The organism is Ruegeria sp. HKCCD6426, assembly GCF_057221115.1.
Map to the genome: position 1 here is coordinate 495328 of NZ_JBWVBF010000003.1, position 21049 is coordinate 516376.

Sequence of the window (21049 nt, forward strand, 5' to 3'; positions counted from 1 at the left end):
CGGTCTACCTCCACGTCTTCTTCCGCTTCCAGCGGCGGTTTTCACGGCTGCCTTCTTCCTGGACGCCGAGGTAGAAACTTCGGATGTCTTCAGCCTGCATCAGCATATCCGCCGCGCCATCCATCACGATACGACCAACCTCCATGACATAGCCATGATCAGCTAGCTCCAACGCCGCATTGGCGTTTTGCTCGACCAGCAACATTGTCATGTTCTGCTCGTCATTCAGCCGTTTCAGAATGCCGAAAATCTCCTGCACAAGTAGCGGAGACAGGCCCAGCGACGGCTCATCCAGCAGCATGATTTTAGGATTGGCCATCAGGCCGCGCCCGATCGCAAGCATCTGCTGCTGTCCACCTGACAGGGTTCCAGCCTCTTGATTACGGCGGTCTTTCAAAGCCGGGAAGTATGTAAAGACCAGATCGCGATCCTGTTCTACCTGCGCTTTGTTCGACAGGGTATAAGCCCCGAGGCTGAGATTTTCGTCGACCGTCAGCAGTGGGAAAACCTCCCGGCCTTCGGGAACATGCACGATACCGCTTTTCACGATCTTGTGCGGCTCTGCCCCCTGAATGTCGCGACCGTCGAACGTGATGCTTCCTTTTTCAGGGTCCATCACACCGGACACTGTTTTCATCAATGTTGTCTTACCGGCCCCATTTGCCCCAAGTATTGATACGATCTGACCCTGATGTACATCCAGCGAAACTCCGCGAATGGCCATGATCGGGCCATAGAAGCTTTCGATGTTGCGGATTTTCAGGATGGGTTCACTCATGAGGCTTTCCCCAGATACGCCTCGACCACAGCGGGGTGTGACTGGACCTCTGCGGGGGGTCCAAGTGCCAGCATCGCCCCATCAGCCATGGCCAGAACCCGGTCGGACACGGCCGAAACAAGCCCCATGTCATGTTCGACCATCAGAACTGTGATTCCGATCTGCCGCCGGATATCTTCGATCCACCAGCGCAGATCCGTTGTTTCTTCGACGGAAAGGCCCGAGGCCGGTTCGTCCAGCAGCAACAGCTTGGGTTCTGTCGCCAGCGCGCGAGCCACCTCGACCACTTTGCGCACCCCGTAGGGCAATCCCGAGATCATCTTGTCCCGAAACGCCTGCAGGTCAAGAAAGTCGATTATTTCTTCGACCTTTTCGCGGTTCTCGAGCTCCTGCCGACGGGCGGATCGCGTGAACAAAATGTTTGAGAGCAGGTTGGTGTTGCGATGCCGATGGCGCCCGACCAACAGGTTTTGCAGCACGGATGCGTGTTCGAACAGTTCTATGTTCTGAAATGTCCGTGCAACACCATAGGCTGCGACGCCAGAAGGTTTGACTTGCAGCAGATCATGCCCGTCGAATGTTATAGAACCTGCGTTGGGCTCGTAAAACCGTGAGATCAGATTGAAAACAGTGGATTTACCCGCACCGTTGGGTCCGACGATGGCAAAGACTTCGCCCTGATCGACCGCAAATGACAAGTCGTTCACCGCAGTCAGCCCGCCGAATTTGAGTGTAACACTCTCGAATTCCAGCAAGCTCATCTCAGACGCTCCGTCTTGAGGTAGCTCTTTTGCCGTTTGAACATATCCTTCCGGTAAAATGGGAACAGCTCGAACCAGGTGCGGATCTTCAGCCATCTGCCATACATGCCCATGGGTTCGAACAGGATAAAGGCGATCAGGATCATGCCGAATACGCCGAATTCCAGCCCCGGTATGGCAACCGTGTTGCCTCCGAACAAGGCACCGACATATTCCTTAGCGATCGACAGAAACTGCGGCAGGAACCCAATCACAATGGCACCCAGGAAGGCGCCGTGGATCGATCCCAGACCGCCGATGACGACCATCATCAGCAACTGAATGGAAATCAGAACACTGAACGTCTCATTATTGAATGCCCCTGCATAAAGCCCCATCAACGCACCAGACCAGCCAGTGACGGCGCAGGACAGGGCGAACGAGACTGCTTTGGTGCGGGCAATATCCACACCTATAGCCTGCGCTGAAACCTCAGAGTCTCGCACTGCGATAAAGCTGCGCCCCAGCGGAGTTCTGAGCAGATTGATATAGCCCAGCGTGACCAGAACAGCGACACTCAACACCAGCCAGAAAAACTGATCAGGGGTAGCCCAACGGTCAACTATAACCCCAAAAATCTCTACACCACCCAGATATTTACCGGCGACTCCTCCGGTAACGGGTTCGGCCAACACAATGATGTCATCCATCAGTATCGACAGCGCAAGGGTGAATATGGCGAGGTATATTCCATGCAATCGCAGGGCGGGGATTGCGACAGTAACGCCCGCGATGCCGGTCAAAATACCCGCGGCTGGAAAGGCGATCAGAAAGGGTACACCTGCCTCGATCAGAACAACATTGGCGTAACACCCAAAGGCCAGAAAAGCTGCGTGACCCAGGCTGACCTGACCGGTGTGACCGGTCAGGATCATCAGGCCAAGGCCAGCTATGGCCCAGATCAGAACGTTGGTCAGTTCTCCAAGATAGAAGGCGTCCAGCCACCATGGGGCCACTGCTACCACGGCCAGCAGGATCAGATAGAGGCTTAGCTGATACCCGTCTTTCCACGGCCGGATATCCTGCATGTAGTCGGTTTTGAATACGATCCGCATGCAACTAGACCTTTTTGACCCTAACCTGACTGAACAGCCCGTTCGGGCGGAATATCAACACGGCCAGCAGAAGGGTGTAGGGTGCAATCTGGCTGTACCCGGCAGCGATGTATCGGCTGGCAAACGGTTCAATCACGCCGACAATCAGACCTCCGGCCAAGGCACCCGGCAAGCTGCCAAAGCCGCCGATTACTGCTGCCGCAAAGGCTTTTATGCCAAGCAGACCCGTTGTGGGATCTACCGAACCCTTGGCTGCGAACAGTATTCCTGCAATCCCCGCAAAAACACCTGCCAGGGCCCAGATGAAGCCCTGAACCTGTTTGACCGGAATGCCCATGTAGTAGGCCGCCAATTGGTTCTGGGATGCGCCTTGCATGGCCAACCCCAATTTGGTCTTGCTGAAAAACAGGTAAAGAGCCCAGGTCAGCAGCACAGTAACGACAATGACGGCGACATCCTCCAGCCCCAGTACCAGCCCACCGAACCGGATATCTTTCCCGGCCAAAGGGTTCTGCAAGGTCTGAGGTTCATGCCCCCAGATCAACCCAGCAACAAAGCGGATTACAAACCCCATGGCGATTGTCAGGATAACAACTGCTGTCTGGCTTTCACCGAACAGGCGGCGGATGATCAGACGGTCGACCAGATAGCCAAACGCCCCCATGATCCCAAGTGAAATTGGCAGAGCCAGCCAAAAGGGCAGGCCCATATATTCAGTGTTTGTCAGGCCGATGGTGACAAAGGCGCCCAGCATCATAAAATCGCCCTGTGCGAAATTCACAGCCTCGGTCGCCTTGTAAATCAGCACAAAGCCAAGCGCGATCAGACCATAGACGCATCCATTGGCCAGACCGCTGATCAGCAGTTGCGCGTTGTCCAAACTCTCCCTCCTTGTGCCGGTATGTCCGGCGTCGTTTGTGCCCCGGTCTCCTGTGAACGCCGGGGCGTGGTTCTACTATGGCGTGATAATCACCTTTCCGTCACTCTTTTTCAGCGCGAGAGCGAGATTTGGCACCACCTCCCGCAGAGAAAGCCGTTCTGATACATCGGTTTTCCAACGACCGTCAGCGAAGCGAGCCTGTACTTCGGTCACCACCCGCATTTGATCCGCAGGCGGTGTGGACATCATCCATTTGGTCAGCCAGAACCCTTCGATCCGCTTATCCATAAAGATCAACTGCCCCATCTGGGTCAGGCGCGGCAACTCAGAACTCAGTTTGCCATAGCAGATCCACCTTGCACCGTTGGGCATCGCGCAAAACAGTTGTTCCGAGAGCTGGTCCGCAACCGCGTCCAGGAATACACGAGGTTTCAAGGTGGCAGAGATATCCGCGAATTTCTGCGCAACATCCGGCTGTGTCGTATCGAGAGTCTGTGCGGCTCCAATTTCCCTGAGCGCGTCAACGGCTTCGGTCCGCCGCACCAACGCGATTGGCTTCAATCCCAGATCGCGCCCCAGGCTACACATCAGTTTGCCCAACTGGCTGGCTGCGGCTGAGACAACAAAAGCGTTACCGTCGCCGCGAGCGATGTCGACCATCGCCATGGCCGTCAGAGGATTGACGATCTGGGCAGCCCCGTCGTCATCCGAGATGTCGGTTCGCAAGGGGATACACATCTGCGCCTGCGTCAATGCGAATTCCGCCCAAGCCCCCGAGCCCGCAGCCACAAAGGCGACACGCTGGCCCTGTAGTGCTTCGGCCCCTTTGCCGGTTGCGACGACATCGCCGCATCCCTCGAACCCGGCGGGGGAACCCTTAACGCGGGGCTGGCCGTATTCGCCCTTGATGAAATGGATGTCCGAGGGGTTCACGGATGCCGTGCGCAACCGGATCAATACCTGCCCGGGTCCGGGCGAGGGCACGGACAATTCGGTTGATTCCAGCCAGTCATCGGCAGCATCAAGCGTCGGCCCCGTGGCAGTGCCTGAAAAACCATCGTATTTCTGAACGACGGCAAACATCGAGGATGGGAGGTCAGGCATTCAGCATTCCTTGCTTTGGATCGGATCAGTCGCCAGCGGCTCCTCTGAAGGCCATGGAAATGGCGAGAGGACGGAAGCCAGAGATTTGCGACGTGGATTAAATGCAAGCCAATCAAATGGTCCGTCCGGCGTCAATCACGCGCCGAACTGACCTGACGGAACAGGCCGACCACAGGGGTCGGCCCGTCCTTTTTTATTGCTGTGTCAACAAAGTTTGCAGTTTCTGAATTTCTGCAGTGATTGTCTCCGGTGAGGCTTTGATCTTGTCTAGAATCGCTACGGCCTGGGTTTTTACCTCTTGCGTCAGAGTGCTATCCTGAACCGATGCAACCATGGCGTCGTAATCGAATTGCTGGGCTGTCAGCATGCCCTCTTGCAGCCACGAGTTGAACAAGTCCTGACCCTGTGCCGTAAGAGCAGCGACTTGCTCTCCGGCCTCGGCGGCGGCGTCGTTGGCCTGGTCAGTCAGTGAAGAAGCGGCTTCAGCGGCCTGTTCGGTAACCGTATTTGCGGCATCACTTGCAGCCTCCTGCACGGCCGATGCGGCCTCGCTGGCGGCTTCGGTTGCGTCCTGTGCAGCGGATTGCAGTTGTTCAGCCGGTGTGGGGTCGGGTCGGGTCATATAGTAATACGCACCGGCGCCAATGCCGGCGATGATGATGATAAGTAATAAACGCGACATATGAGTCTCCTTAGAACGATGTATCGCCCAGATGGGGTAAAACTACCTGATCGCAAAGGGGAAAACCGGGGCAATCTTTTCAGAATCCGGGTTTGGGCCACAGTGCGCTGATTGAGTGGGAACGTACAGGCAAATTCACGCCGTTGGTGTCTGTTAGGGGGCCATCAGAATTGCATAAAGCTCTAATCAGGAAACCTTTTGGGGCAGTATGGCAGGGATTTTGACGCTGAGTAGAATTGCACCCACAACTGTTGTCCAGCCCGTTCCGACGCCTGTGCGAAGTGTTGCGGTTTCCAAAACAGAGGTTTCGTGAGGCAAAAAAGGGAAAGTTCGGAATGGTTGGCCGGATGGGTTGCTATACAAAGTGTCAGAGCGGGTAGGGGGGATGATCTTCCATTTTGCCGTTAGCAAGAGTGCTCTGAAGTGCAGGAGTTTCCGGGAAGATTTGGTGGAGTGCGATCCCTATATGTTCACTGCGTGGAGGTCAGCTTTACTGCTGAGTTTTGCTTTGAAGCTCATCCGCAGGATTTTTTGTACTGAGCCAGCCTACGAAGGTATCAGTCGCTGCTCCTGCACGTGTGCTGCTTGGAAATGCAATCGTATACCAAACGCATTCGATCATCCGAAGATCGAATTTTACCAGTGCTCCTGACTCTAGGGCCTTGGCACACAATATCTCGTCCGCGAGCACCAATCCCTCACCGTCAACAGCCGCGTCGATCGCAAGGGATAGATCGGAATAGACTCGCCCGTCCTGCCAGCGCTGGGACGCGGGCTCGTACGTGGAAAACCACTGATGCCAGATTTCACGCCCGTTGTCGTGAACAAGCGGCACTTTGTTCCAATCGCAGGTCCCGTCCGCCAGTAGTTGGTCGCGCAAGCTCGGGGTGCAAGCAGGAAAGCCGTTGATCGGAAACAGGCGGTGTTGGCGGCCTTCTCCGGCGGTCTGGCGTGTTTCGAAGTGGACCACCATGTCGGCATGGCCTTCACCCAGTTGTGGCGGCTGCCAAGCCGGCCGCAGGTCGATGTCGATCTTGGGATATTCTTGACAGAACTCCGTGATCTTCTTGCGCAGCCAGAGCGAGGCAAGCGCCGGTTCCGCGCTTACCACCAGCGTACCGCTTTGTGTCATGCGAAGCATGCCGTCGCAGGCATCGTTCAACACCTGCAACCCGTTGGACACCTGCGGCAGCAGCGCGCGGCCGTCGTCGCTTAACTCGACCCGATTGCCAAGACGGCGGAACAGGTCCGTGCCCAACCACTGTTCCAAAGTCTTGATATGCTGACTGATTACGCTGTGGCTGACGTTCAGCTCCGCTGCCGCCTTAGCGAAACTGTTATGGCGGGCAGCGGCCTCGAAGGCGCGTAGGGCGTTCAGGTGGCGGAGTGATCCAAGCATGCAACGTACCGTAGGAAAAACCGACGCTGAGGGCAAGTTTAACCCGTTTTTCGATTTCCGAACCTGCCGTTACCGTTTTGGAACCAACGTAATACGAGACGAAGACGGAGAGCCGCATGGCCGTACAGCACATAAAACCTGACGCCGATCTTTCGCTTCGGGTGGCGGATCTTCACAAATCTTATGGCGCGCTAGAAGTGCTGAAAGGCGTTTCGATGGAGGCGCGCGAGGGCGATGTCATTTCTATGCTGGGCTCCTCAGGTTCGGGCAAGAGCACCTTCCTGCGATGCATCAACCTTCTGGAGACGCCCAACGCTGGCACGATCACCGTGCATGGCGAGGACATCAGGATGAGTTCGGACCGCCACGGCGTGTTCAAGCCCGCCGATGCCAAACAGGTCGAACGCATCCGTGCGCGGCTGGCCATGGTGTTTCAATCCTTCAATCTGTGGTCCCACATGACAATTCTGGAGAATGTCATTGCCGGTCCCATCCATGTGCTGAAACAGCCCCGAACCGAGGCAATCGAAAAGGCCGAGGCCATGTTGCAGCGCGTCGGCATGTACGAACGCCGTGACCACTACCCTTCGCACATTTCGGGTGGCCAACAGCAGCGCGCCGCAATCGCCCGCGCCCTGGCAATGGAGCCGGAAGTGATGTTGTTTGACGAGCCCACTTCAGCGCTGGATCCGGAATTGGTGGGAGAAGTTCTGAAGGTGATCCGCTCGCTGGCCGAAGAAGGCCGCACCATGGTCGTGGTCACGCATGAGATGGGATTTGCCCGCGACGTATCGAACAAGGTCATCTTCCTGCACCAAGGGTTGATCGAGGAACAGGGCAATCCCACGCAAATGTTCAGCAATCCGCGTTCGGCACGGTTCAAGGAATTCCTGTCGAACACCCGGCATTGAACAGGCCGGCCCCCACTGACCCGCAACAGAAACAACAGGGAATATTCACATGACCTTCAAGAAGACCCTTCTTGCCTCCGCCGCCGCCGCGATGACACTGATGGGCGGCCAGGCTGTTCTGGCCGAGGCCCTGCGCGTTGGCGTCGAAGGCGCCTATGCGCCTTTTTCCAAGAAAGAGGCCGACGGCAGCCTGTCCGGCTTCGACATCGACATGGCCAATGCGCTTTGCGAAAAGCTGGAGCGCGAATGCGTGCTGGTGGAACAGGAATGGGACGGTATGATCCCGGCGCTGATCGCCAACAAGTACGATGCCATTGTCGCCTCGATGTCGATCACCGAGGACCGCAAGAAGAAAGTCAGCTTCTCAGAGAAATACTACCACACCCCGTCACGCTTCATCGCCAAGGAAGGCGTAGCTTTCGAACTGACCCGTGAAGGCACCAAGGGTGTTAAAATCGGCGTTCTTCGCGGCACCACGCTGCAGTGCTATGTGGAGAAACATTTCCCCGAAGCCGACATCAAACTTTACAACACCCAGGAAGACGTTTTTGCCGACCTTACGGCCGGGCGTCTGGACATGCAGCTGAACAATACGCTGGGCGCGCTGGACGGCTTTCTCAATACTCCGCAGGGCGAAGGATTCGCCTTTTACGGCGACGATCTGGATGATCCGGCCTGCCTTGGTGAAGGTGTGGGCATTGCCGTGCGCAAGGGTGATCCGCTGGCGGATGAGCTGAGCAAGGCAATCAAGAAAATTCGCGCCGACGGCACCTACAAAACCATCAATGACAAGTATTTCCCCGTGGACATCTACGGGAACTGATCCCGCAGATGCGCCCTGGCGGCGGGGCCTGTGTTCCGCCGCCGTATCTTCCTTCATCTGAAACATCAACGGACAGGGACCCATGCAGCTGATTTTCGAATACAAGCAGATCCTGCTCGAGGGGGTGGGCGTCACCGTCTCCCTTGCGGTCTTGTCCCTGATACTCTCGGTGATCTGCGGATTGGCTGGCGCCTTTGCCAAGCTATCTCACGCGCCTGGCATCCGCCGGATGGGCAATGCCTACACTACCTTTGTGCGTAGCGTGCCGGATCTGGTGCTGATGATGCTGATCTTCTACGGCGGCCAGGTGATGTTGAATGACATTGGCCTTATCACTGGCCTCTGGGGCTATATCGACGTCAACCAGTTCATCGCCGGGGTGCTGACGCTCGGGTTTATCTTTGGCGCCTATATGGCCGAAACTTTCCGCGGCGCGATCCTTGCCATTCCGCGCGGCCAGATCGAAGCCGCCATGTCCACTGGCATGAACCCGTTCCAAATCTTCCGGCTGGTCACCTGGCCGCAAATGGTTCGCTTCGCGCTGCCGAGCTTTACCAACAACTGGCTTGTGTTAATCAAATCCACCGCACTGGTGTCGGTGATCGGGCTACATGACCTGGTCTGGAATGCCTTTGCGGCCGGCCGTTCCACTCACAAGCTGTTCACTTTCATGATTGCCGTGCTGTTCATCTACCTGGTGATCACCGGGATATCCGATCTTCTGTTGCGGTGGGTCGACCGTCGCTACAGCGCCGGTGTGAAAAGGGCCTGACGACATGGAAACCGAACGCACTTTTATCGAGTACCTGCGCCACATCAGCGAGACCGCCATGCCGCTGGACATCGTGCTGATCTACGACAACCTCGGCAAATTCTTTGAGGGCGCGCTGGTAACACTGCAATTGACCTTCCTGGCACTGCTTTTTGGTGGGCTGATTGCGATCCCCATGGCCATTGCTCGGGCTTACCACAAGCCGGTGCTGAACCAATTGATCTGGGGCTATACCTACGCTTTCCGTGGCACGCCTCTGTTGGTGCAAACCTATCTTTTCTATTTTGGTCTCGGTCAGTTTGAGGTGGTCCGCAACTCCTTCCTTTGGGGGCCGGTGCTCAGCGATCCGTGGTGGTGTGTGATGATTGCCTTCACGCTGAACACCGCCGCCTACACAACCGAGTTCCTGAAGGGCGCGATCGAATCCACACCGATAGGCGAAATTGAAGCCTCAAAGGCCTGTGGCATGTCTCCGTTCACCCGGATGCGGCAAGTGGTCCTGCCCAGTGCTTTCCGCCGCGCACTGCCCGCATATTCGAACGAGGTGATCTTTACCCTGCATGGGTCGGTCGTCGCCAGCACCGTCACCTTGCAAGACCTCTTGGGTGTCGGGCGCTGGCTGAACGGTCGCTACTATCTGGCGTACGAGGGCTTCATCACCGCGATGCTATTCTACATGGGTATTGTCTTCCTGATCTCCATAGCCTTCCGCCTCGCCGAAAAGCGCTACTTGCGCCACTTGCGCCCGCTTGAGACCGCAACAGCCGCACCGGCCCAAGCTTGACCTGTTAGTACAGTGCCGCAACCCTTTCCGCGGGCACTTCCTTCAGAATCCACTTTCGAAAGGTACTCCGATGACACAAACCAGCTCTATCAAACGTGACCTGATCGAGGGCCGTGCCGCGCTGATCGTCATTGATATCCAGAAGTCCAGCTTTGCCCCGATCCCCGACGGTGAACGTTCCATAGCTCATATGCCTGACTATGCAGAGCGTATGGCCCGCACCAAAGTGGTGATAGAAAAAGCGCGCGAGAATGATATTCCCGTGGTCTTCATCCAGGAAATCCACCGGGCCAACCTGATCGATTTCGGGCGCGAGCTGGATGGGGATGAGGCCGTGCATTGTCTCGACAGCAATCCTCTGACGGACTTTGCCGAAGAGGAGTTGGGCATGCGCCGGGATGACTACCGCATCTCCAAGCGCCGCTACTCTGCCTTCTACGGCACCGATCTTGAAATCCTGTTGCGCGGTCTGAAGGCGGACACGCTCATCCTAACCGGTGGGCTGACGGATGTCTGCGTGCACTACACCTTTGTTGACGGCCATCAGGGCGACTATTTCTGTCGTGTGGTCGAAGACTGCGTGGCCGGCTCCAGTATCGAAGCACATGATGCTGCGCTGAGAGCAATGGAATACCTACAGCACGGCGCGATCCGGCCGGTTGAGGAAGTACTGGACGCCATGGATCGGGCAGGCGCCTGAAGCCACCCAGCCAAGGACCAAGCGCATGCAGACCAACAGCAACGTCGCTGCCGCAGGGCTTGCGATGGCGGCTTCTGCCATCCTCAGTTTCATCGATAACTTCGTCTTTGCCGTCAGCCAGGAGGCCGGGCTATGGCAGTTCCAAGTGTTTCGCACTCTGTTTGCGCTGCCCTTGCTGCTGATCGGTGCGCATCTGCTGCGCCAGCCCGTTCGGGCCGTGAACCTGCCACGCCTGTCCCAGCGTAGCGCGGCAGTGTCCGTTGGCTTGCTGATCTACTTTGCAGCCCTTGGCACGCTTCCCGTCGCGCAGGCCGGTGCCGGTTTGTTCAGTGCGCCGATCTGGGTTCTGCTCTTGTCAGCGCTACTCTTCGGCACCCGTCTCAGCGCGTTGCAGTTGCTGGCGATTCTCACCGGCTTTAGTGGCGCGCTGATGCTGCTTCAGCCCGACTTTGCGAACCTGACACCGACTTCGCTGATGCCGCTGGGGGCAGGGCTGTTCTACGGGCTCGGCATGCTGCTGACCCGCCACATCTGTGCAAATGAAAGCGCATTGGCGCTGGCCTTGTGGATCTTTCTGTTCATCGGCGGCGCAGGTCTTGTGATGCTGGCCACCGTCAGCTTGGTGCCCGGCGCCGATACCGCAGGTCCTTTCCTGACCCGCGCCTGGGTCACTCCCAGCCCGCATTTCCTGTGGCTCACCCTGTTTCAGGCCGCTGGTGCTGTGATCGCGGTCTCGCTCATCGCGCAGGCCTACCGTATCGGCACGCCCGCTTTCGTGTCGGTCTTCGAATACTCCTTCCTCATCTTCGCCTGCCTCTGGAGTTTTCTCCTTTGGGGTACGGCCGCCACCCCCCTTGCCTGGGCCGGAATCGTGTTAATCATCACCTCCGGCCTGGCCATGTCCCTCCTTCAGAAAAGAGATGCCTGATGCCCCCGCTTCCTTCCGATCTTGCCATGGTGCCCTTTGTCTCTGTCGAACACATGATGGGGCTGGTCCATCACATCGGCATCGAACGGCTGCTGACACAGCTGGCCGATGAAATCGAAAACGACTTCAAACGCTGGGAGAGCTTCGACAAGACGCCCCGCGTGGCGTCCCATTCGCCCGTCGGCGTGATCGAGCTGATGCCCACCTCGGATGGCGAGATGTACGGTTTCAAATATGTGAACGGCCATCCGAAGAACACCAAGGAAGGGCTGCAAACTGTTACGGCCTTCGGACTTCTGGCAGACGTCGACACCGGCTATCCGAAACTGCTGACCGAGATGACCATGCTGACCGCCCTGCGCACCGCTGCCACTTCGGCCATGGCGGCAAAACACCTTGCCTCCAAGGGTGCGCGAACCATGGCGATGATCGGCAACGGCGCACAGGCAGAATTCCAATGCCTCGCATTCAAGGCGGTCTGTGGCATTGATACCGTTCAGCTTTATGACATCGATCCGGCGGCCACTGAAAAGACCGCGCGAAACCTGTTCGGCACGGGCCTCACCGTCGTCTCCTGTACTAGCGGTGAGGCGGCGATGGAAGGGGCTGAGATCATCACCACCTGCACTGCAGACAAGCAGAACGCCACCATCCTGACCGACAACATGGTCGGCCCCGGTGTCCACATCAACGCCATCGGTGGTGACTGCCCCGGCAAGACCGAGTTGCACCGCGACATTCTGCTGCGCTCGGACATCTTCGTGGAATACCCGCCGCAGACCTGGATCGAAGGCGAGATCCAGCAGCTGGAAGAAACACATCCCGTAACTGAGTTGTGGCAGGTGATCACAGGCCGGCAACAGGGTCGCGTAGACAGGCGCCAGATCACTCTTTTTGACAGTGTCGGCTTTGCGATCGAGGATTTCAGCGCCTTGCGCTATATCCACCGCGCCATTCAAGGCACGGAGTTCTACATTAACCTCGACCTGCTGGCCGATCCGAATGATCCGCGTGATCTGTTTGGCATGCTGACGCGGGCGAAGGGCTAAGCGTATGGACCTCAGTGCACGCCAGATCCTGGACCGGCTTGTCGCTTTTCCGACCGTCAGCAGCGACAGCAACCTTGCGCTGGTGGACTTTGTGGAACGCTATCTACTGTCGCACGGGGTTACGCCTGTGCGGGTGCCGTCGCCCTGCGGAACCAAGGCTTCAATCTTCGCCCATATCGGGCCAGAGGTGGAGGGCGGCGTGGTGCTGTCGGGTCATACGGATGTAGTGCCGGTGGAAGGTCAGGATTGGACCAGTGATCCCTTCACCGTGACCGAACGCAATGGCAGGCTTTATGGCCGCGGCACCTGCGACATGAAGGGGTTCGATGCGCTGGCGCTGGCCGCCGTGCCGCTCGCGTTGAAAAGCCCGTTGAAACGCCCGATTCAGATCGCACTCAGCTATGACGAAGAAGTCGGAATGACAGGTGCGGCACCTATGATCGAACGCTTGCTGGCAAGCGGCCTTCCCAGGGCAGATGCGGTGATTATAGGGGAACCGTCGATGATGCAGGTGGTTTGCGGCCACAAGGGCGGATTCGGATACATCGTTGATGTGCGCGGGCACGAGGTGCATTCCTCGATCATGCACGAGGGTGTCAGCGCTGTGATGATGGCGGCCGAACTGGTCAGCTGGGCTAACCGGGTGAACGCAGAGAACGCCGCCCGCAGGCCAAGCATGGTGGATGCGGGTTTCGTGCCGCCCTATACCACCGTCCACGTTGGCACCATCAAGGGCGGGACCGCCCATAACATAACTGCGAAGGATTGCCGTTTCGAGATCGATTTCCGCGTGATCCCAGGCGAGGACCAAAGCCTGTGGGAGGCCCGCTTCGAAGCCGAGGCCGCAAGGCTGGATGCAGAAATGAAAGCGGTCCATCCTAGCGCCGAGATTACACTGTTTCAGGATTTCAATGCTCCTGGATTGGCACCCGAACCCGAGGGCGCCGCCGAGGCGCTGGCCCGCCGCCTGACCGGCGACAATGCCCCTCGCGTCGTTAGCTACGCAACAGAGGGCGGGTTATTCCAGCGGCGTGGCTATTCCACCGTTATCTGCGGTCCCGGCGACATAGCGCAAGCGCACCAGCCGGACGAGTATATTCTACTGGAGCAGTTCGAGGAGGGGTGGCGTTTCATGGAAAACCTAATCCAGGATAACTGTCAGTGAGTTTCACACTGCTTTGCCTCATTTCGGGCTGTAACCTTGAAAGCGGGCGATCTGACCCTGGTCTTTGAACATCGGTTGTGAGCCGAAAAAGGCACGTGCGGCATGGCTCTGGGGTAAGTGTAGTGTGTGACAGAAACAGCAGGTCTTGGACCGTTCTTTCACCGGGCCCATCTATTGTTCAACGGCAAGCGAAACGATCATAGCAGTGGGCGGGATACTACTAGCCGGTGATCACGATCTGCACGGGCTGAAAATGGGATAATGGCGGAGAGACAGGGATTCGAACCCTGGGTGGGTTTGCACCCACAACGGTTTCCGAGACCGTTTTCGACATCAAAACTGAAGTCCTCATATCAATAAAACAAAGGCTTTGTTGCGATAAAATAGGCATGTTCGGCACAGAAAGCGGGTAGGGGTGTCATAGGAAAGAGTCATAGTCATTTGAGATGAGTGAACTTCTTCAGTAGTTACCGAAAGCTCATTGATGTTCCGAAGGGCGGGAAGCCACCTTTCGCCGCGACTGCAAAGCAGTTGTTCTGAAATAGAACCAAAGATCCTTGGCTTGAGTGCTTCTTCGCTATCAAAAGCGATAGAAGCGTTTTGACGTGCCATGAAACACGTCTTCTTGGTTAGAGCTCGGGATGAGTTCCTGGTGCCGGGAAACAACCTCCTTGTAAGTTGAAGCGAGGCTATCAACCGGGAAATTCGATCCGAACATGCAGCGATCGGCGCCAAACTGGGACAAGCAAGTAGAAACGATAGGCGCGACGCTGTCAGCGCTCCAGTTGTGGTCGAACATTCCGAGGCCGGAGAGTTTGCAATAAACCTGCGGCAGGCTCGACAATGCTGTTAATTCATCTGCCCACCTTTGCAAACCTTGTGGTGTCCGGTCGTGTGGCGAGCCTGCGTGGCACAGGGCTATCCGGGTTTCCGGAGCTTTCGCAAGAACATCTGCGGCTTGACCCATTAGTTCAGGCAGCAGCTGAAGGTCAAAGGATATGCCGCGGGTGCCCAGTTGCTTCAGACCAGCCAAAATCGCTGGGTCTTTAAGCAGCGCGTTTGTGCCAGTTGACGCGTCTTCACCCGGAGCACGGCCGATAATCTGACGAACGCCGCGCACAGAAGGCAGGGTTTGAAGACGGTCGAGGTGTTCGTCCAGATCATCAGAGGTCAGATCGCAGAAAGCCACTTGCACCAACGGCCAGTCAGGGAACTGGTCGGCAACGGACTGCACCCATTGAGCTTCGATCCAGGGGTCAGCAGCACCGACCTGAATGTGTACCGAGGCGCCGAAGCCCATGGCCTCGGCATCTGCGCGAAATTCCGGCAGCAAATAGTCCCGCTGGATGGAAGCCGGGTCGCCAAAAAATCGAACGATGCCTCTCTCCATGAGCCAAGGGTAGTTCACTGCAGAGAGATCCCACAGGTGGTGATGTGCATCTATCTTCATGGTGTTTCGATCCCCGTGGTGCGTGCCAGAATATCAACTCCTTGCCTATTCCAGAAGTGGAGCAGGTCGATGAAGATCCAGTTTTCGGCCAGTTTGTCACCAGCGCGGCGATAGATGTCTATCACCCTAAACTCGCCGGGTTTATCGGTGGCAGGCATACCCATGAACCCTCCCGACGGAGTAGCCGTGAAGTTGGGCCAGCCGAAGAAGCCGCCATAATGCCCTTCGGCCAGTCGGCAGACATGTTTGGTCTTTGATCGATCTTTGAAAGCCGCACGGAACGGTCCAGAGTGCTGCTTGGCATAGCGTTCTATCGTGTAGGTCGCGCCGATCCCCTCGGGTCCCCACCAGATCATGTCCTGGTGCCAGGTTCGGGCCAATTCATCCTCAAGCGACACCCCACTGTCCCATTGGCCAAGATCCGAGATCATCGCATTGATGACCGCCAATGTTTTCTTGCCTTCTTCAACCGGTTGTTCGCTCAATAGCAGGCCGTCATGGGGCATTGGTCCAGGCTGCACCAGATGCGCAGCCGTTTGTGGAGGAAACGGGTTCTGTCCGGCTTGCACCATCAGGTGGGGTATGTCGAAGTACATTGCTGTTTCGACAATCCTGTCACCAACGACTTTGTAGAACGCGCAATATCGTAGGAACGCCAATTTACCGGTTGGGCGAATACCCAACCACGGTTGGTCGAACAGCCCCATCAAATGCCCCATGGACACAACCCAGACGTCAACCTCGTCACGCAACGAGTTTTGCCCCGCAAACAAGACATCCACACGGTTCTGCATGTGGGTTAGGCTGCATTTTAACGGCCGCCAGAATTGCCGGGCGACGTGTTCGGCACCATTGATTTCGTCGAATGGATGAAAACCGTGCCACTTCAGTTCTGGAGAGCAGAATTGGCTCATCACCTTGGGGGATTCTTGCTCTGTCGCGGAATCCATGGCGGTGTGAAACGTGGAGACCAGGTTTTTTTCTGTCTGAAAGTTCACGGTGGTTACCATTGTAATCAGGGTTTTACGAGAGGCGCGAGGCCGGTGTGAGTCGGATATCAATAGCATCTTTGCATACGTATGCAAAAAAGTCTTGCCTGATTTAGTATATGCGAATTACACTTTTGCAAACGTATGCAAAATGATTCCTTGCAGGGGGCACCATGGCGGAAATTCAATTGCGGAACGTCGGTAAACGATGGGGCTCATTCGTTGGGGTTCACAACTTCGACCTGACGATCGCGGATCGCGAGTTTCTGGTTCTGCTCGGCCCCTCGGGCTGCGGCAAGACCACCACGATGCGCATGATTGCCGGTCTTGAGGACGTGACCGAGGGCGAAATCCTGGTCGACGGCAAGGTGGTCAACGACCTTGAGCCCAAGGACCGCGACGTGGCGATGGTGTTCCAGAGCTACGCGCTCTACCCAAATATGAACGTCTATGAGAACATCCGCTTTCCGCTGAAAGTGCGCGGTATCGATCCGGCGACCCATGATGAAAAGGTCCGCCGTGCCAGCGCGATGGTTGAGCTGGACGAGTTCCTGCACCGCAAGCCCGCCGAACTTTCGGGCGGTCAGCGGCAGCGTGTGGCTTTGGCCCGGGCCATTGTCCGCGAACCCAACGTGTTCCTGATGGACGAGCCGCTGTCGAACCTCGACGCCAAGCTGCGGGTCTCGACCCGGGCGCAGATCAAGAACCTCAGCCACGAGCTGGCGGTCACCACCATTTACGTGACCCACGACCAGATCGAAGCCATGACCCTGGCTGACCGCGTTGTTGTCATGAAAAAAGGCGTGGTGCAGCAGGTTGGTAGCCCGACCGAGATTTATGACCGCCCCGCGAACACCTTCGTGGCCAGCTTCATCGGCTCACCGGCAATGAACCTGATGGACGGTCAGGTTTCGGGCGGCGTGTTCCGCGCCGAACATGTGGAAATTCCGGCCGATGCGCCGGATGGCCCGATGACGCTGGGCTTCCGCGCCGAGGATGCCAGCCTTGCCGAAGGGCAGGGTCAGATCACGGCTCCGATCTATACGCTGGAGCTGCTGGGCGACGCGACCATGATCTCGGTCCGGGTCGGTGGTGCACTGGTGTCGGTCAAGGCCGACAAAGCCTTCCGCGCCGAAATTGGCGAGATGGTCTCGTTCTCGGTGCCAACGGAAATCTGTCACCTCTTTGAAGCTGAAAGCGGTGCGCGGATCGGGGAGCAATCCCACAAACAGCCCATTCGGGCATAACAGCGGTCCGGACGTCGACGACGGACCGATCCTGACAGGGAGAAACGCATGAAACTCAAATCACTCTTCATGGCAGGCGCCATGTCGCTTGCAGCAACCGGCGTATGGGCCGAATGTGCGTATGAAAACGAAGTGCCGCTGAAATCGCTTTCGGCTGGTTTCGAGGCCTGGAAAGCGGTCACCGACGCAATGGCCGAATGCGGCAACTTCAGCGCTTCGCTGGATCAGGAATTCCGCGAAAAGCAGCCCGAGGCCTTTGCAGCGAACCCCTCGCTGTATCAGATCGGTGGCGTTGCCAACGAGACTATGATCCCGCTGCTGAACGCAGGCTCGTTGCGTCCGCTGGATGATCTGGTCGAGAAATACGGTCAGGACCTGCTGCCGAACCAGCTGATCAAGGTAGACGGCAAGGTGATGGCGATTGCCATGATGGTGAACGCACAGCACTTGATGTACCGCAGTGACGTTCTGGCCGATCTCGGCATCGAAGAGCCCAAGACCTATGATGATGTTTTGGCCGCCGCTGCCAAGATCAAGGAAGCGGGTGTCATGGATTATCCGATTGGTGGCACGTTCAAGACCGGTTGGAACCTGGCTCAGGAATTCGTCAACATGTACATGGGCGAAGGCGGTCAGTTCTTTGGCGAAGGCAACATGCCCTCGATCAACAACGAACAGGGTGTCAAAGCGCTTGAGACCATGAAGGCGATGACCGAGTTCATGGACCCTGAATATCTGGTATCCGACTCGACCTACGTTCAACAGCAGTTCCAGCAGGGCAAGATCGCGATGGCGAACCTGTGGGCCAGCCGTGCCGCGGCGATGAACGACGAAGCCGAAAGCCAGGTTGTCGGCAAAGTGACCATGGCGTCGGCTCCGATGGGTGCGGCTGCGCCTTCGACCACCATCTGGTGGGATGGTGTCGTACTGGCTGCAAACATGAGCGACGAAGAAGCGGATGCCGCGTTCCGTCTGGTCTTGGAAGGCATTGACGGTGACATGGTCAGCGCCAACAACGACGTCGCTGTTTGGCTGAGCCCCGCCTACACGCCGGGTGATCTGGCAGCCGGTGCCGCAGCGTCGGCAGAAAACGGTGCCAAGGCCTATCCTGCGTCGGCCCCGATGGGCGTTCTGCACAGTGCGCTGGGCAACGGTCTGGCCGACTATCTGACTGGCGTAAAAGATGCATCGACCACTCTGGCCGATATCGAAGCCGCTTATCTGACTGCTGCAAAAGAAGCAGGTCTGGTCAACAACTGATCCTCCCGGGGGGAGGGCTCCGGCCCTCCCATCCCCTCCTGATCCCTCGAGAACCATGAGAAAGGCAGAGCCATGAATTTCCGGACATTTGCCGCCTTTGTTGGCCCCTCTGTCTTTATGATGCTTCTCTTCATCGCGTTCCCTCTGGTCAGCGTGTTCAAGCAGAGTTTCTATGTCACACAGCCGATTTACGAGACGGTTGAGGTTGAAACCTGCACCCCGGGGTTCCTGACACAGACCTGTGTGACTGAAACGGTCTCACAGCCAAAACTGGATGAGGAAGGCAAGGTCATCACCCAAACCCAGTATGTGGGGTGGGAAAGCTATCGCAACGTATTGGAGCCGGAACGGGCCTGGCGCGCGATCAGTGATGGCAACTGGAACGTGCTGTCCACCATCAACTTTTGGAAAGCGCTTCGGTTTACCCTGACCTTCACGCTGATCACCTTGCCTTTGGTCATCGTCTGCGGGCTGGGGATTGCGGTTATGATCAACAACGCAGCACAGGCGATCCGAGGGCCGGTGATATTCATCTCGTTGCTGCCCTTTATCATAACCCCTGTGATCGGGGTGCTGTCGGTCAACTGGCTGTTCCGTGGTGACGGTATCCTGACTGCGTTGTTGGAATGGTGGCTGAACCGGGATATCGCCCTGTTTGCGCAGGCCTGGACCATTGAAATCCTGATGATGCTGTACCGCGTCTGGCATGTCGCGCCCTTTGCCGCCATCGTGTTTTATGCTGGTCTGCAAACGGTCAATCAGGACAGTCTGGAAAGCGCGGTGATCGACGGCGCGACCCGCTGGCAACGGATGAAGTACATTGTCATCCCGCATCTGATGCCGCTGATCATATTCGTGTCGATGATCCACCTGATGGACAGCTACCGGGTGTTCGAAGAGATCGTCGGGTTCGCCAGCCAAGGGTACGTCATATCGCTGCAATGGCTGACGTATGACTTCCTGGTGCCTGATCAGGCGGGCAACCGTTCGATCAGCCGGGCTTCGGCCAGCGCCATGCTGACCATGATCGGTATCGCCATCCTGCTTATCTTCCCGCTGCGCCGGACATGGCGCGATCACAAAGGAGGTCACTGACATGTCCTCGCGCGCGCTTCGCCAACCGTTCAGCCTGCGGCTGACCTCGAACGTCTTCCTGGCCTTCTGGTGCCTTGTTGCCATCTTCCCGATCTTCTGGATCACGGTGATGAGCTTCAAATCCCCGGTCGATGCTTTTGACAGCAATGCCCTCAACGTGATCTTCGGGCCAACGACTCTGTCCAACGGCAACGGACTGTCGCTGCTGGATATCATCCTCGGTATAGCGGTGATCTGGGGCACTATTGCTTTGGTGTTCAAGAAGATGCCGGAAATGATCAAAACCTATTCCAGGGAAGGGCAGGAATGGTTTGGCTGGGTGATCGGTATTCTGGCCGCGGCAGTGGGCTTTCTGGTCGTGTTTTTCATAATCCTGCCCGCCATTCTGAGCGTCTTGAACCCAATCTTTGGTCCGCTGGGGCGTGACATACTGGGTCTGACGACCGAACACTACAAAACAGTCTGGATCGACCGCGGCTTCTCGAACAACTTCAAGAACTCGCTGATCGTGACTACTGGCGTTGTCATCCTGTCGCTTTCGGTCGGGACATTGGCGGGCTATGGGCTGGCGCGGTCGGGGTCAAATCTGGCCTTCTGGCTGCTGATCGTTGCGCTGATCTTCCGCGCGCTGCCGCCGTCGGCGCTGGTCGCCAGCTATCTGCCGGTTTTCATCAGCTCGTCCGAATGGCTGGCCCCGATCCTGGGCGAAAACGCACCGACGCTCTATGGCAAGCCCTTTGCCGTGATCGCGGTGCTGGTGGCGATCAACCAACCGTTTACGATCTGGATGCTGCGCTCATTCTTCCAGAACATTCCGGCCGAGCTGGATGAGGCCGCGCGCGTCGATGGCTGCAACCACTTTCAGGCTTTCCGCCGTGTGATCATGCCGGTGATGTGGCCAGGGGTGATCACCACCGGGCTGTTCAGCTTCCTGCTGGCGTACAACGACATCCTTGTCACCTCGCTGCTGCTGGATGCGCAGAACCAGACCATGGTTCCGGCCATCGTTGGTATGTTTAACCGCGAGACTACGACAACCGACCAGGTGGTTGCCGTGGCCGCCGCCGTATCGATCACCGCGCCGCTGATCTTCCTTGTTCTGATCTTCCAGCGCCAGATCGTCAGCGGTCTGACTGCAGGGGCGGTGAAAGGCTGATGAGCAAAAATGCCCGACATAA

The 21049-nt window shown here is 57.2% G+C and carries 22 protein-coding genes; 12 read left to right on the forward strand and 10 right to left on the reverse strand.

The features are described from left to right. Positions 1 to 4: 4 nt before the first annotated feature. The 7 genes from AC2TDA_RS11265 to AC2TDA_RS11295 form a co-directional block, all read right to left on the reverse strand. Positions 5 to 778: an ABC transporter ATP-binding protein gene (locus AC2TDA_RS11265; RefSeq protein WP_480879298.1), complete on the reverse strand. Its 774-nt coding sequence runs from the start codon at positions 776 to 778 to the stop codon at positions 5 to 7. Further along, entirely contained in the window at positions 775 to 1539 is a 765-nt protein-coding gene (locus tag AC2TDA_RS11270; RefSeq protein WP_480879299.1) for an ABC transporter ATP-binding protein, read from the reverse strand. Before AC2TDA_RS11270 ends, AC2TDA_RS11265 begins: the two co-directional genes overlap by 4 nt. After that, on the reverse strand, positions 1536 to 2633 hold the full coding sequence (locus tag AC2TDA_RS11275) for a branched-chain amino acid ABC transporter permease (RefSeq protein ID WP_480879300.1): 1098 nt from the start codon (positions 2631 to 2633) through the stop codon (positions 1536 to 1538). The genes AC2TDA_RS11270 and AC2TDA_RS11275 overlap by 4 nt, the downstream gene beginning before the upstream one ends. Before the next feature lie 4 nt (positions 2634 to 2637). After that, positions 2638 to 3513 (reverse strand): branched-chain amino acid ABC transporter permease, encoded by an 876-nt coding sequence (locus AC2TDA_RS11280; RefSeq protein WP_480879301.1) that lies wholly within the window; start codon positions 3511 to 3513, stop codon positions 2638 to 2640. 75 nt (positions 3514 to 3588) lie between these two features. Beyond that, positions 3589 to 4617 (reverse strand): alcohol dehydrogenase catalytic domain-containing protein, encoded by a 1029-nt coding sequence (locus AC2TDA_RS11285; RefSeq protein WP_480879302.1) that lies wholly within the window; start codon positions 4615 to 4617, stop codon positions 3589 to 3591. A gap of 193 nt (positions 4618 to 4810) precedes the next feature. Continuing rightward, positions 4811 to 5299: a hypothetical protein gene (locus AC2TDA_RS11290; protein ID WP_480879303.1), complete on the reverse strand. Its 489-nt coding sequence runs from the start codon at positions 5297 to 5299 to the stop codon at positions 4811 to 4813. Positions 5300 to 5789: 490 nt separating this feature from the next. Beyond that, positions 5790 to 6698 (reverse strand): LysR family transcriptional regulator, encoded by a 909-nt coding sequence (locus AC2TDA_RS11295; RefSeq protein WP_480879304.1) that lies wholly within the window; start codon positions 6696 to 6698, stop codon positions 5790 to 5792. Positions 6699 to 6814: 116 nt separating this feature from the next. On the opposite strand from AC2TDA_RS11295, the gene AC2TDA_RS11300 reads away from it, so the two are divergent. The 8 genes from AC2TDA_RS11300 (at position 6815) to argE (ending at position 13830) form a co-directional block, all read left to right on the forward strand. Continuing rightward, on the forward strand, positions 6815 to 7609 hold the full coding sequence (locus AC2TDA_RS11300) for an ABC transporter ATP-binding protein (protein WP_480879305.1): 795 nt from the start codon (positions 6815 to 6817) through the stop codon (positions 7607 to 7609). Between the two features lie 49 nt (positions 7610 to 7658). After that, positions 7659 to 8432, forward strand: coding sequence for a transporter substrate-binding domain-containing protein (locus tag AC2TDA_RS11305; RefSeq protein WP_480879306.1), 774 nt, complete (start codon positions 7659 to 7661; stop codon positions 8430 to 8432). A gap of 82 nt (positions 8433 to 8514) precedes the next feature. Continuing rightward, entirely contained in the window at positions 8515 to 9204 is a 690-nt protein-coding gene (locus tag AC2TDA_RS11310; RefSeq protein ID WP_480879307.1) for an ABC transporter permease, read from the forward strand. 4 nt (positions 9205 to 9208) lie between these two features. Next, positions 9209 to 9988 carry an ABC transporter permease gene (locus tag AC2TDA_RS11315; protein WP_480879308.1) on the forward strand — a complete coding sequence of 260 codons (780 nt, stop codon included), beginning with the start codon at positions 9209 to 9211 and terminating at the stop codon, positions 9986 to 9988. A gap of 70 nt (positions 9989 to 10058) precedes the next feature. Beyond that, entirely contained in the window at positions 10059 to 10688 is a 630-nt protein-coding gene (locus AC2TDA_RS11320; protein ID WP_480879309.1) for a cysteine hydrolase family protein, read from the forward strand. Positions 10689 to 10713: 25 nt separating this feature from the next. After that, a complete protein-coding gene (locus tag AC2TDA_RS11325; protein WP_480879310.1) occupies positions 10714 to 11616 on the forward strand; it encodes a DMT family transporter in 903 nt (300 codons plus the stop codon). Then, positions 11616 to 12665, forward strand: coding sequence for an ornithine cyclodeaminase (locus AC2TDA_RS11330; protein ID WP_480879311.1), 1050 nt, complete (start codon positions 11616 to 11618; stop codon positions 12663 to 12665). The genes AC2TDA_RS11325 and AC2TDA_RS11330 overlap by 1 nt, the downstream gene beginning before the upstream one ends. 4 nt (positions 12666 to 12669) lie before the next feature. Beyond that, entirely contained in the window at positions 12670 to 13830 is a 1161-nt protein-coding gene (gene argE, locus AC2TDA_RS11335) for an acetylornithine deacetylase (protein ID WP_480879312.1), read from the forward strand. Positions 13831 to 14178: 348 nt separating this feature from the next. Here argE and AC2TDA_RS11340 read toward each other — a convergent pair whose 3' ends face one another. Genes AC2TDA_RS11340 through AC2TDA_RS11350 form a run of 3 tightly spaced genes read right to left on the reverse strand, consistent with a single transcriptional unit; the run spans position 14179 to position 16278 of the window. Next, positions 14179 to 14442 carry a hypothetical protein gene (locus AC2TDA_RS11340; protein ID WP_480879313.1) on the reverse strand — a complete coding sequence of 88 codons (264 nt, stop codon included), beginning with the start codon at positions 14440 to 14442 and terminating at the stop codon, positions 14179 to 14181. Next, positions 14411 to 15280, reverse strand: coding sequence for an amidohydrolase family protein (locus AC2TDA_RS11345; RefSeq protein ID WP_480879314.1), 870 nt, complete (start codon positions 15278 to 15280; stop codon positions 14411 to 14413). The genes AC2TDA_RS11340 and AC2TDA_RS11345 overlap by 32 nt, the downstream gene beginning before the upstream one ends. Continuing rightward, complete coding sequence (locus AC2TDA_RS11350) at positions 15277 to 16278, reverse strand: nuclear transport factor 2 family protein (RefSeq protein ID WP_480879315.1); 1002 nt, start codon at positions 16276 to 16278, stop codon at positions 15277 to 15279. The genes AC2TDA_RS11345 and AC2TDA_RS11350 overlap by 4 nt, the downstream gene beginning before the upstream one ends. 164 nt (positions 16279 to 16442) lie before the next feature. Between AC2TDA_RS11350 and AC2TDA_RS11355 the strand changes: the two genes are divergently transcribed. From AC2TDA_RS11355 to AC2TDA_RS11370, 4 genes are all read left to right on the forward strand, one after another. Next, positions 16443 to 17516, forward strand: coding sequence for an ABC transporter ATP-binding protein (locus AC2TDA_RS11355; RefSeq protein WP_480879316.1), 1074 nt, complete (start codon positions 16443 to 16445; stop codon positions 17514 to 17516). A 48-nt stretch (positions 17517 to 17564) separates the two neighbouring features. Continuing rightward, positions 17565 to 18776: an ABC transporter substrate-binding protein gene (locus tag AC2TDA_RS11360; protein ID WP_480879317.1), complete on the forward strand. Its 1212-nt coding sequence runs from the start codon at positions 17565 to 17567 to the stop codon at positions 18774 to 18776. Positions 18777 to 18848: 72 nt separating this feature from the next. Continuing rightward, positions 18849 to 19871 carry a carbohydrate ABC transporter permease gene (locus tag AC2TDA_RS11365; protein ID WP_480879318.1) on the forward strand — a complete coding sequence of 341 codons (1023 nt, stop codon included), beginning with the start codon at positions 18849 to 18851 and terminating at the stop codon, positions 19869 to 19871. Between the two features lies 1 nt (position 19872). Further along, positions 19873 to 21027, forward strand: a complete 1155-nt coding sequence (locus AC2TDA_RS11370; protein WP_480631912.1) for a carbohydrate ABC transporter permease — start codon at positions 19873 to 19875, stop codon at positions 21025 to 21027. Positions 21028 to 21049 lie beyond the last annotated feature (22 nt).